We start from the raw sequence: 12,620 nt of genomic DNA on the forward strand, positions 1-12,620 counted from the left end.
TAGAAAGTAATCAGAAGTGTAGTAGTGATATTTTCGTGCTGAAGGAGTGAATTTTACAATGAATTTTCGAAAAGCAAATGAAGATGATTTACCAGCTATTGTTCGCTTACTTGCCGATGATGAATTAGGGTCCAAACGTGAACGTAATACAGAGCCTTTGCCGGCTGATTATTATGAAGCATTTGCGGCAATTGAAGCACAAGTTGGGAATCAGATTATTTTAGCTATTGACGATCAAACGGTGATTGGCTGCCTTCAGTTAACGATCATTCCTGGTTTAGCAAGACAAGGGATGAAACGAGCACAAATAGAAGGGGTACGTGTCGATAAGCGCTACCGTGGAAAAGGGGTAGGAGAAGCCTTATTTAAAGAAGCGATCGTAATTTCGAAATCTGAGAAATGTGGTCTTGTCCAATTAACAACCGACAAGAGACGTGAAGAGGCACACCGTTTTTATAATAGATTAGGTTTTTTGGCGAGTCATGAAGGTATGAAACTAATCTTTTAATTCGAAAAATCCACATAGGCTAAAGGAAATTTATCCTCTAAGCCTTTTTAATGTGAATTTACTGTGAATCTTATCACGGACACTATGTGATTTTTCTTGTGATTTGATCCGTGTTCTTGCATTGTGCACCTCACAAGTGAACCCGTTTAGAATTTTCTCCTTGGGTTATTTTCATACAATATGCTTTAAGGTCCTCCCTTCTTAAACGGCTTTTTCATTTCTTATTTTACCTTTGACTGTACGAATTTGGATTGCCATTCGTGCAAAAACGATGCCGAACAGAGCAAAGACGAAATAGAGAACGCCCATACCGACGCCGCCGATTGCTTCCCCGACAATGATACCGAGTGCTCCAACCATTTTTCCGATTTGAAAAACAAATCCGTTGAAAGCCATATAAGCTCCGCGTTTCGAATCATCAACGATATCAGCAAGAATCGATTGCCGTGTCGGTACATACATCAGTTCCCCAATCGAGAGCACAACCACAGCGAGTGCGAGGGTCATCAAGTCGTTCGAGAATGCCAAAATACCATAACCAAGTCCGAAGAGGATGAATCCGGTATACATGATCGGTTGCTCCGGCTTATTGCGGATCCATTTCGCGACAATACCCGTGAAAAACACGATGATGATTGTGTTTTCAACAGTCAACAAACTCAGAAGTTTCACCCCGTCGATCGACATATCAAGTCCGCCGAAAAGCGAGTAAGTTTTCGGAATGATCTCCTTTTCCAATCTCACAGCGATAAAATTGTTTCGTTGGAACTCGATCGAGAGCACCGCAATTCCACCGAGTATGAATAACACAAAAGGAATGTCTGTGATGACAGTCTTATAACTTTGTAAAATCGGCTTGATTCCGTATGGCTTCGTTGTCGTGCCTTCCGGTGTGAAGGTTTCATGGATGAGTGTGGAAGTCATCCAGAGTGTGACCAGCGACATCAAAAACAAGGCGAGTAACAACTCGAAAAAGTGCGTTTTATATAAGAAACCTCCAACAATCAATCCAAGCATGAGTGACATGTTCACTGCCCAGTAATTGATTGCATACATGAATGCGCGCGTTTCTTTTGTACTGACATCGATCAACATCGCTTCAGCAGCGGGATTGACAAGTCCGGAGGCGATTCCGATGATCGTCATCATGGAAAAGGTCACCCATGGAGAGGTGTACCAGGGTGAGTTGGCGAGAATCATCCCGACGAATCCGATCACCTTCATCCATTCTCCCGTCACCATCATTCTTTTACGACCTAAAATATCGGCCAGGTACCCGCCATATAATCCAGCAACGAATTGGATGATGACGTTGATCAATAACAACGTACCAGCCCAGAAAGCATTTATCGCATTTGTAAAATAGATCGCCATGAACGGAAAAATCATGGACCCGATCAATCTGCTTAGAAAAGATGTGTAAATACGTATTCGAATATTCGGATGTAAATCTTTCAACATTGCGCTCACTCCCTTGTCATTATTTTGCATTTTCGAAAAGGGGATAAAAAGGGTATAATGAAATGAATAATGTCCCCTTTTTTGGAGGTATGTAATGAAAGACTTATCCTATTACCAACTGCGAGCTTTCCTTTATCCAAGGGAAAAAGAAAGGTCAGCCGCGTTCAAACTGAGTGAACTTGAACAGGTCTGGTATTGTACTCAGAAAAATGTTAAACGGAAATTGAAAAAATTTGAAGCGGATAATCTTGTGGTCTATGAACCTGGCAGAGGAAGAGGCAATGCTTCTAAACTAAAATTTCCACTGTCTTTTCAAGAGGAGATCGAAACGACCGTCACCAACTTTGTGGAAGATGAGCGGATGGATGATCTGATGCATCTTTTGCAGCTTCCAATTCCGAAGTCCTGGATCGCCAACATCTCTGACAAAATCCAAACGCTTTTTGGGGTGCAATCCAAAAGTCCGATGAAAGATGTTTTACGATTGCGGTGTTCCAATCACACACGGTTTTTTCCCGGTGTGGGCGTGATCTTCAGAAATGAGCTCACGAGTCTTGACCCTGCCCAAGTATCGATCACCTTTGAAAGCTATCTTGTCCAGCAGCTCGGCGACAGTCTCGTTACTTACGACTCGGAAAAAGATACGATCAAACCGCATCTGGCCCATCACTGGCGGGTGGATGCAGAACATAAAACGTGGAGCTTTTATCTGAGAAAAGGGGTTCGGTTCCATCATCAACGGATTCTGACAAGTGAGGATGTCCTTCATACGTTCAATCGGATCAAGCGCGGCTCACCGTATTATTGGATGACGGAAGAAATCGAACGGATTGACTGTCCTTCGCCTTTTATCGTCACGTTCCATTTGAAAAAAGCGAATCCATTTTTCGCTCGGTACCTCAGCACGCATAATCTTGCCATTCTACCTGCCGATGTCCAGTTCGATGACAATGAGTGGATCGGGACAGGGCCGTTCAAGCTGAAAGAGAAATCAGAAAAGAAGTTGGTTCTTGAGGCATTCGATCATTATTTTCTGGAGCGCCCATTATTAGATGAGATCGAATTTTGGAAGGTGCCGCAACCAACAGCGGGAGAGGTCAGTTTTCAAATCGAGGGGGCGAAGGATAGTGAAGGATTCCTCGAGAAAGAAGAAATCGAAGTCGGTTTCAGGTTTTTCGCATTCAATTTCAACCGGCAATCTGCCATCCATCATCCCTCGTTCCGGAAAGCAATCTATCATTTGTTGGATGTGAAGCAAATGTATCGTGATCTGGGACGTGAAGAACCGATCGAGGCATCGAGTTATTTTCATTGGAAATCGGAAGTGCAAAACCGTGACCTTACTCAAGTTGAACGGTTGCTTAGAGAGTCTGGTTACAAAGGAGAGGAGCTCAGCCTTTATTCGCTTGATTATGCGCGAGCGATTGAAGAGGCTGAATGGCTGATAAAAGAGGCGGGCAGGTACGGGGTGCATTTCCGTCATGTTCCTTTCCGGATCGATGATTTCTACTCCTCGGAATTGGAGGGAAAAGCTGATGTGCTCTTCATGGGCGAGGTAGCCTCGCATGATCATCATCTGTCGTTTTTGGGTGCTTTTAAAAATGACGCCCTATTGTTCCGGCGGTTGTTGGGGAAAGAACATCTTGAAAAAATCGATGGATGGCTTGAAAGGTTTAAACGGGAAGCTGCAGCTGATGATCGTGAAAAGTGGATAGAGGAAATTGAAGGTTATATAAACATGAACCGGCTGTTTCTGTACATGAATCATCCTGTAAAACGGCGGAGCTATCACCCGATGATCCAGGACGTACAATTCGCCTCCTTCGGCAATGTCGATCTGCGTAAACTATGGATTCAGTGATTTTTCATGGATGCTTTGACGCGGCTTTTGGTAGGTGTATTGGGAAAGTGTTCTGATTTTTGCTCTTGCTCCTGTCTGAATAAGGGGCGAATTGAGACAGAGTGCTGCTGTTTTGTCTTACTGTGTCCGAAGAGGACCCAACCTCGGACAGAGTACGGCTGAAATCTCTTGTTTGTGTCCGAAGATGATCTGACTTAGACAGACCACTCCCACCTTCTTTTTTCCCTTGAAATAAATTTTCTGAGCTTAATTAAGACCAAGAATCCCCCTTGAAAACTACGGAATGACAAGGGTGACAAGCGCTTAAAATCTGGATCCGAAAATGAAATTCGATGTTGACACGTTTTTTGTAGCATGCTAAGATTCAAATAATTTAATAATTAAATTGATTTCAACTCTTATCTAGAGAGGCAGAGGGACTGGCCCGATGAAGCCCGGCAACCATCAAACTTCGGTTTGAAAGGTGCTAATTCCTGCGAAGCGTTTGTGCGCTTCGGAAGATGAGAGAGACAAATGTATTTATAATTTGGCCTCTCTGTCTTTATCAGAGGGGCTTTTTAATTTGCAAAAAATGTTCAAATCTAAGTAAAGGAGGCACCTGGCAGTGGGGAACCCTAATTTTTATAAAACAGGATCGGTTCAAATCCCGAATTTCACACTGGAATCTGGTGAAAAACTTGATGAAATCGAGCTCGCCTATGAAAGGTGCGGACCGCGTAATGCTCCAGTCATCCTAGTCTGTCATGCTCTGACCGGTAATCAATACACAGTCGGTACAAAAGATGATCCCGGCTGGTGGCATGGTTTAGCCGGTGATGGCAGTTATATCGATACGAGGCGTTTTCAGGTCATCACATTCAACGTGCTCGGCGGCTGCCACGGATCAACCGGACCGGCGTCCACGAATCCTGGAGACGGTGAAGCTTATCAGAGTAAATTCCCTGGTTTAACGGTTCGCGACTTGGTCGAAGTGCAGTTCGTAGCACTGAACATTCTAGAAATCAATCATTTGAGAGCGGTCATTGGTGGCTCGCTCGGTGGGATGCAGGTGCTCGAATGGGGAATCATGTATCCGGATTTCATCGACAGCATCTTTCCGATTGCGGTTACTCCACAGTTCAGTGATTACGCAATTGCATTCAACCACATTTCGAGTGTGGCGATACAGCAAGATCCAGCCTGGCGTGAAGGGAACCTTCCGAAACAAGGTTTGAGTCTGGCGAGGATGATTGGCATGATTACCTACCGATCTGACGTGCTTTTTGAAGAGCGTTTCGATCGGAACCATATCATAAAAGACGGCCTGTCCACTTACGATATCGAATCATACTTATCTTATCAGGGAGAGAAGTTGACCGAGCGCTTTGATGCACACAGTTATCTCCGTCTTCTTGATGTGATGAACAGCCATGATTTGGGTCGTGAGCGAGGTGGTCTGGAAAATGCGATGCATCATCTTCATGTTCCGGTATTTGCGATCAGTTTTACACGGGATTTGCTTTACCCGCCTGAAAAGATGCGTGAGTTCGTGACAAGGATTCAACAGCTAGGCGGCGCTGCTGAGTTTTATGAAGTGGATTCAAAATTCGGGCATGATGGATTCTTGGTAGAGTTCGAGAAATGGGGGCACATCATAGAGAATCGCTTGGCTGAACTTGCCCTTGAGGATGCGAGATTAGAAGCTTAAATGTTCTGTGAGTAAGGCATAATTTTTATCATGGTTAAGCGAAATTTGCGACACTCCTGCGGGAACAGCGAACCAAGCAAGACCCCGCAGCGAACGAAGAATCTTCGACTAACAACCACCACGTCGTGTGGTGTGTGGTGAACGTCGAAGCCAGCAGAAGGAAAGCTTCTAAGAATTTTCATCGCAGACACGAAAATGATTTCATGTTTGTGTTGACATCCTGTGCAAGTGAGCGAGGAGCCTTGCGGATCGCCTCGGGAAGAGAGTGAATTTCGTAGAAAATCAAAATTTAAAAATAATAATGAGGAGTGAATGAGATGAGTGAAAAGAAAAAGTATCGTTTTGAAACAGTTGGGGTACATGGAGGTCTTGAAGCGGATCCGGTGACAGGAGCGAGAGCATTACCGATCTACCAGTCGAACGCATACAAATTCCAGGATACCGACCATGCTGCAAACCTTTTTGGACTGCAAGAAGAAGGCTATATCTATTCACGAATTGGGAATCCAACGGTCAATGTCGTCGAGGAACGGGTAGCAGAGCTCGAAGGAGGGCTCGCGGCATTAGCTTTCGCAAGCGGCATGGCAGCAATTTCGGCTGCGATTTTCAATGTTGCCGAGTCCGGTGATGAAATCGTATCAGCTTCCACGTTATACGGCGGCACGTACAATCTGTTCTCGACTACACTGCCGAAACATGGAATCACGACTCATTTCGTCGATCCGAAGGAACCAGAAAATTTTCGCAGAGCCATCACACCAAATACGAAAGCGATTTTTGCTGAAACGCTCGGAAATCCAGGGTTGCATGTCCTCGATATCGAAGGAGTTGCGAAAGTTGCGCACGAAGCTGGTATTCCCCTTATTGTGGACAACACGCTAGCAACACCTTACTTGTTGAGGCCGATTGAACATGGAGCAGATATCGTCGTCCATTCAGCAACGAAATGGCTTGGCGGCAATGGAACCACGATGGGAGGACTCATTGTCGATGCTGGTAAATTCGATTGGAATTCTCCGAAGTTCCCTGGATTCACAGAACCTGACCATAGTTATAACGGAATCGTGTATGCCGAAGCGCTACCGGAACTCGCCTTTATCATAAAAGCGCGCGTCCAACTGTTACGGGATACAGGGGCAGCGTTAAGTCCGTTCAACGCCTTCCAACTGGCACTTGGCCTGGAAACGTTGCATGTGCGGGTGAAAGAACATGTTGCGAACGCTCGGAAAGTGGTTGAGTATCTCGAGAACCATCCGGGAGTCGATTGGGTGCTTTATCCTGAGCAGGAAAACCACCCGTCCAAACAGCTTACGAATAAATACTTACCGAAGGGCGCAGGTTCCGTGGTCGTTTTCGGGATCAACGGCGGCCGGGAGGCAGGTGCAGCAGTGATCAACAATGTTGAGTTGTGGTCACACCTTGCGAACGTTGGAGATGCGAAAAGTCTGATCATTCATCCGGCGAGTACGACCCACCAGCAGCTGCGACCGGAAGAACTCCCATCCACTGGCGTGACAGAAGACCTCATCCGGTTGTCCGTCGGTATTGAAAACGTCGAGGATCTGATCGAAGACCTGGAACAAGCGATTGAAGCGGCTACAGGATTAACATCTAAGGTTGAACAAGTGAACAGCTGAATTTTAAAAAATGATGTTTACCAAAACGATGGAACGTATAGTTGAATTTACGATGATACAGGAGGGGAAATAGTGGGGAGCATTAAAGTTGGATTGCTTGGATTCGGAACTGTTGGGAGCGGGGTTTATGAAATTATCGAAACCTATCAGGAACGCCTAGAGTCACTTCTTGGCAAGAAGGTGGAATTAGCAGGGATTCTGGTCAATGACATTACGAAAGAAAGAGGAATTACTCCAGAGATACTCGTAACAACTGATTTTGACGAAATCCTCTCTATTCCTGATCTAGATGTCGTAATCGAGGCGATTGTCGGGATTGAGCCCGGTTACACATACTTATCGAAAGCGATTGATAAAGGCTGCCATATTATCACTGCGAACAAGGAACTGTTTGCCCATAAGGGGCGGGAACTGAAGCAAAAAGCACAAGCGAAGAATGTTGAAATCTCTTATGAAGCTTCCGTTGCCGGGGGTGTACCTGTCATCGGGACCCTCCATCAATTGCTGCAGGTGAATTCCGTCGTGAAAATTGAAGCGATTCTGAACGGCACGTCCAATTACATTTTAAGCGAAATACGGAATGAACGGACAGCCTTTTTGGACGCGCTGCAGTCAGCACAGAACAAGGGATACGCCGAGGCTGATCCATCTAATGATGTGGATGGATACGATGCTTTTTATAAAATCGTCATCCTAACCGAGTTGTTATTCGGACAGCGCCCTGAATGGAAATGGATTGAGCGGAAAGGGATAAGGGACATTTCTCTGAACCATATCCAGCTAGCTGAATCGTTCGGTTTCCGGTTGAAGCATGTCGCTTCGCTCGTCTATAAAGATGGTGCGCTGAAAATTGATGTGGAACCGAAAGTCGTATCAGAAGACCATCCGCTTTATTCGGTTGAAGGTGTGGATAACGCAGTCGTCATAACAGGAGATCTCGTCGGACAGTTGAAGCTGCAGGGTCCTGGCGCTGGGAAGCTCCCGACGGCAAGTGCGATCATCGAGGATCTCGTGAACGTTTTCAATTCGGTTCACCATTCACCGGTTGTAAAAGAGGTAAAGCTCCTGCATGATGTGGATGAGCAAGAACAGACGTGGTTTGTGATCGGCAACACCACTGATCAATTTGAAGGCGTGACTCTTTTAGAAGAAACAATCAAGGATCAGCAAGATTTGATTACTGGAAGACTCATACAGGCGACAGGACGTGAAATCAAAAAGCTGAAGGCGAAGGACAATGACCTCACTGTCTATCCGTTCTCAGGCACACCAACGCAACCTGTAAAAAAAGCTTTTGCAACAGCATGATCTGAAGAACAGTCCGCTCATTTTCAAGCGGACTGTTTTTTTGTACCGATGTAAGTTACAGATAATTTGAGCACAACCTCCTGTTAAAGATAGATAGGAGGATTTTTTGAGTGAATTCACTTGATATTTTTATTGAAATAATGGATTATGGATAAGTGTTTAATTATGGTAAAAAGTTTCGGGGGATAATATGGAAACAAAAATTAATACGAAAATCATTCTTGTTACCTTCATGATCGGTGCTTTTTTTGCTGTTCTGAACGAGACGCTTCTAAATATCGCATTAACCGAACTAATGAATGTATTCAACATCAAAGCCCCAACTGTCCAATGGATGGCCACAGGATTCATGCTCGTAATGGGCGTGTTGATGCCGATTTCCGCATTATTGATCCAATGGTTCACGACAAGGCAAATGTTCATCGGAGTCATGTCGATCTTTTTAGCGGGTACGATAATTTCTGCGTGTGCATTTAATTTTCCGATGCTGTTAACGGGGCGGATGGTCCAAGCGGTTGGAACGGGCTTGTTGATTCCTGTCATCATGAATGCATTGCTGTTACTGTACCCACCTGAGGTCCGTGGACGGATCATGGGTACATTCGGGCTCGTCATCATGTTCGCTCCAGCTATCGGACCGACTCTTTCCGGTGTGATTGTCGATTTCTTAGGTTGGCGTTGGTTGTTCATCACAGTCATCCCATTTGCAGTATTTTCGATTCTGTTTGCAATGAGATACTTGCAGAACGTTGGGGAAGTCACTCGTCCTAAGGCGGATATTCTGTCAATCATCCTTTCGACGATCGGAATTGGAGGTATCGTTTATGGGTTCAGCAGTGCAGGTGAAAGCGGAGAAGGTTTTACATCTGTTAAAATCCTTTTGATCATCGGACTCAGTTTTGCCAGTCTCGTATTATTCGTGTGGCGGCAATTGAAAATCGATGAGCCGTTGCTTGATGTCAGGGTTTTTGCTTATAAAAATTATGCACGTGGTGTCACGATCTTCGTGGTCGTCATCATGGCGATGTTCGCATCCGAAATTGTCATGCCGATGTATTTGCAAGGACCTCTCGGATATTCGGCTAAAATTGCAGGGCTATTGCTTTTGCCGGGTGCATTGCTGAATGGTTTGATGTCTCCTGTCATGGGGACATTGTTCGATAAATATGGACCAAGAAAGCTGATCATTCCGGCCTCGCTCGTTTTGGTTGGTGTGATGATTTTCTTCAGCAACATCAATCCGACCATTCCAATCTGGTGGTTCATCGTTGCATATATCGTGTTGATGCTGTCGATTTCAGCAATCCTGATGCCTGCACAAACGAATGGACTGAATGAATTACCGAAACATCTGTATCCGCATGGTACGGCGATTGCGAATACGTTGCAGCCAATCGGCGGTGCGCTGGGTGTATCTGTTTTCGTCAGTATCATGAGCCAGGGACAAACGAGTTATCTTGAAAAACAAACAGGCCAAATCACTCAGGATGTACTGGATAAAGCAATGACAGCGGGTGTTCATCACGCCTATTGGTTCGCACTTGCGTTGTGCATTGGAACGTTTGTGGTTGCACTCTTCATTAGAAAAGCCATAGCACCTGATTTTGAACCAGAAGGACAAAATAAAGATGATAAAGACCACCTCACGTAAGCGAGGGTGGTCTTTTTTATATGGATTTGAAGGAGTGCACAGATTATCTAAAATAGTGAACAGAATAATCGGAGAAGTGAAAAAAGAACCGGACAAATTAATCGACCTCCCCCGAATTCACGAAACACTAGTAACCATTTCTTAAGAATTCCTTTACGTTCTTAACAATACCTGATGGATTTTTGTCCAAAAATCCTCCAATTGATCATTTTTCAGCTTGAAAAACGGCAAATCTACTCTTAAACTACCTCGAATCTAGTAAAAAGGTGCATACATTCCTCGTATCCGCTTATTTTTTAAACTTCCTCAATATGTACTTAACAACTTCACTCTATCATTTGTTGTGTAAGACATAGAATAAGGAGTGGATAAGGTTGTCAACAAAAATGGATCGAAAAAAATTTCTTACATATCTTGGTACTGGTACGGTGGCATTGGCTGCTGCCGGCACTGGACTAGATGGAATCGCAGATAAAGTCAATGCACAGCAAGGCAATTTCCACAAACCGAATAAAAAAATACCGAAGATGGGCCCTTTGAAATTCAAACCGATCGAACCGACTAGAAAGGATGACCTCGTTTTACCTAGAGGGTACTCCTATAACGTCGTAGCGGCATATGGTGACAAGATCAACCCAAAAGGTGACACTTTCGGATTCAACAACGATTTTACATTATTTTTTCCAATAGCAGCTGAAGACGAGCGCGGACTGTTGTGGGTGAACCATGAATATGTAGATGACAAGTTCGTGTTCGGTAAAAAAATCGAAGGTGAATATTCTCAAGCACAAATACAGAAACTCCTCTACGATCAGGGTGGATCAATCATTGAAGTCGTTAAAGGAAATGACGGCTGGAAATTGGATACTTCTTCACAATATGCCCGTCGTGTTACTGGTCTGACACCAATTGCCCTGACTGGACCTGCAAAAGGAGCAACAGCGGTCGGAGGTTCATCGAAAGTACAAGGAACATTTGCGAACTGTTCCGGCGGAAAAACGCTTTGGGGGACGTTGCTTACTTGTGAAGAGAACTACGAGGATACTTCAGAATCAGCAAAGCTTGATGAAACACATTACGGCTGGGTTGTAGAGGTGGATCCGTTCGATGAGAAGTTCCAGGTACGCAAACACACTGCACTTGGGCGCTTCAACCACGAAAATGCCAGCATGGGACTCGCGAATGATGGTCGTGTCGTCGTTTACATGGGTGATGACAAGAAGGATGCTTGCGTGTACAAATTCATCAGCGAAGGAAAATACGATTCGAAGGCTGGTAAAAAGAACGCGAAACTGTTAGAAAAAGGAACACTATATGTTGCTGATTTCAGTAAGGGTGCATGGGTGCCACTCACAATTGAAGAAGTCAAAAAAGCAGCAGCAGATGACAAGGAAGCATTGGACAAGTTCCAGACGCAGGCTGATGTTGTCGTCAATTGCCATGATGCAGCACTTCTAGTTGGTGGTACTCCAACGGACCGTCCTGAGGATGTGGAAATCAGTCCGTTTGATGGAACGATTTTCATCGCTCATACAAACAATGATAACCACGGGAACATGCACGGACACATCACCCGATTTTTCGAAAAGAATGAAGATCACGGTTCGCTTGAATTCCAATTCTCGATTTTTGCAGCAGGTGGAATCCAGAGTGGGTTCAGTGCGCCGGATAATCTGACATTTGATGAAGATGGAAACCTTTGGACTGTGACTGATATTTCCAGCAGTAAACTGAACAGTACGATTTGGGAGCCATTCGGAAACAACGGCATGTTCGCCATCCCGACACATGGACAAGATGAAGGTGTTGCGTACCAGTTCGCTTCTGCCCCTGTTGAAGCGGAATTGACAGGTCCATCATTCACTCCTGATGAGAAAACATTATTCCTATCCGTTCAGCATCCGGGTGAAGAAACCGAAGACCTTTCAAAACCGACAAGCAAGTGGCCACATCGAGCAGGGGATTCTATGCCTCGTCCTGGTGTTGTCGCAATCACAGGCTTTTAATAGGTGGCTTTGTTAAAAATTGATGTTGATTTTTGACTAAGTTTGATTGAAGCGAAATTTGCGACACTCCTGCGGGGAAAGCGATCCAGGCGAGACCCCACAGCGAATTAAGGATCTTCTCTAACAGTCACCACGTCGTGTGGTGAACGTCGATGCCCTACATCCTGTGGAAGTGAGCGAGGAGGCTTGCGGATCGCCCGCAGTAAGGAAGTGAATTTCGCAAAATCAACAATAAAGTATAACAAAGCTTAATAGAAAGGAGAATGCATCATGCCATTCAATATCGGAATTCCAGGTTTGATCCTGATCTTGATCATTGCGCTCGTCATTTTCGGGCCGGCTAAACTGCCTGAAATCGGACGCGCATTCGGAAACACTTTGAAAGAATTCAAAAACGCAACGAAGGATCTCGTTTCTTCAGATGACTCCAGTGCAAAAGAAAAGAAAAATTAACTCTAATCTGGGAGAAAAGAGGGCATCCTCTTTTCTTCTTTTATACTT

General features: G+C 44.8%; 9 protein-coding genes and 1 riboswitch. Of the genes, 8 read left to right on the top strand and 1 reads right to left on the bottom strand.

Going from position 1 to position 12,620, the window contains the following annotated elements; genetic code table 11:
* Window positions 1-58: 58 nt before the first annotated feature.
* Entirely contained in the window at window positions 59-508 is a 450-nt protein-coding gene (locus KOL94_RS01460) for a GNAT family N-acetyltransferase (RefSeq protein WP_260412161.1), read from the top strand.
* A gap of 201 nt (window positions 509-709) precedes the next feature.
* On the opposite strand, the gene KOL94_RS01465 is transcribed toward KOL94_RS01460, so the two are convergent.
* Entirely contained in the window at window positions 710-1,969 is a 1,260-nt protein-coding gene (locus KOL94_RS01465) for an MDR family MFS transporter (RefSeq protein ID WP_221563437.1), read from the bottom strand.
* Window positions 1,970-2,063: 94 nt separating this feature from the next.
* Here KOL94_RS01465 and KOL94_RS01470 point away from each other — a divergent pair, with 94 nt between their 5' ends.
* The 7 genes from KOL94_RS01470 (at window position 2,064) to tatA (ending at window position 12,572) form a co-directional block, all read left to right on the top strand.
* Window positions 2,064-3,830, top strand: coding sequence for an ABC transporter substrate-binding protein (locus KOL94_RS01470; RefSeq protein WP_221563439.1), 1,767 nt, complete (start codon window positions 2,064-2,066; stop codon window positions 3,828-3,830).
* A 395-nt stretch (window positions 3,831-4,225) separates the two neighbouring features.
* Window positions 4,226-4,337: riboswitch (SAM riboswitch) on the top strand.
* A 97-nt stretch (window positions 4,338-4,434) separates the two neighbouring features.
* Complete coding sequence (gene metX / locus KOL94_RS01475; RefSeq protein ID WP_311775093.1) at window positions 4,435-5,517, top strand: homoserine O-acetyltransferase MetX; 1,083 nt, start codon at window positions 4,435-4,437, stop codon at window positions 5,515-5,517.
* 317 nt (window positions 5,518-5,834) lie between these two features.
* Window positions 5,835-7,154, top strand: coding sequence for an O-acetylhomoserine aminocarboxypropyltransferase/cysteine synthase family protein (locus tag KOL94_RS01480; protein WP_221563441.1), 1,320 nt, complete (start codon window positions 5,835-5,837; stop codon window positions 7,152-7,154).
* Window positions 7,155-7,226: 72 nt separating this feature from the next.
* On the top strand, window positions 7,227-8,462 hold the full coding sequence (locus tag KOL94_RS01485) for a homoserine dehydrogenase (protein WP_221563443.1): 1,236 nt from the start codon (window positions 7,227-7,229) through the stop codon (window positions 8,460-8,462).
* 190 nt (window positions 8,463-8,652) lie between these two features.
* Window positions 8,653-10,113, top strand: a complete 1,461-nt coding sequence (locus KOL94_RS01490) for an MDR family MFS transporter (RefSeq protein WP_221563445.1) — start codon at window positions 8,653-8,655, stop codon at window positions 10,111-10,113.
* 386 nt (window positions 10,114-10,499) lie between these two features.
* Window positions 10,500-12,119: a PhoX family protein gene (locus KOL94_RS01495; RefSeq protein ID WP_221567548.1), complete on the top strand. Its 1,620-nt coding sequence runs from the start codon at window positions 10,500-10,502 to the stop codon at window positions 12,117-12,119.
* A 270-nt stretch (window positions 12,120-12,389) separates the two neighbouring features.
* Window positions 12,390-12,572 (top strand): twin-arginine translocase TatA/TatE family subunit, encoded by a 183-nt coding sequence (tatA, locus tag KOL94_RS01500; protein WP_221563447.1) that lies wholly within the window; start codon window positions 12,390-12,392, stop codon window positions 12,570-12,572.
* Window positions 12,573-12,620 lie beyond the last annotated feature (48 nt).

The organism is Alkalihalobacillus sp. TS-13 (assembly GCF_019720915.1).
Lineage (GTDB): Bacteria > Bacillota > Bacilli > Bacillales > Fictibacillaceae > Pseudalkalibacillus.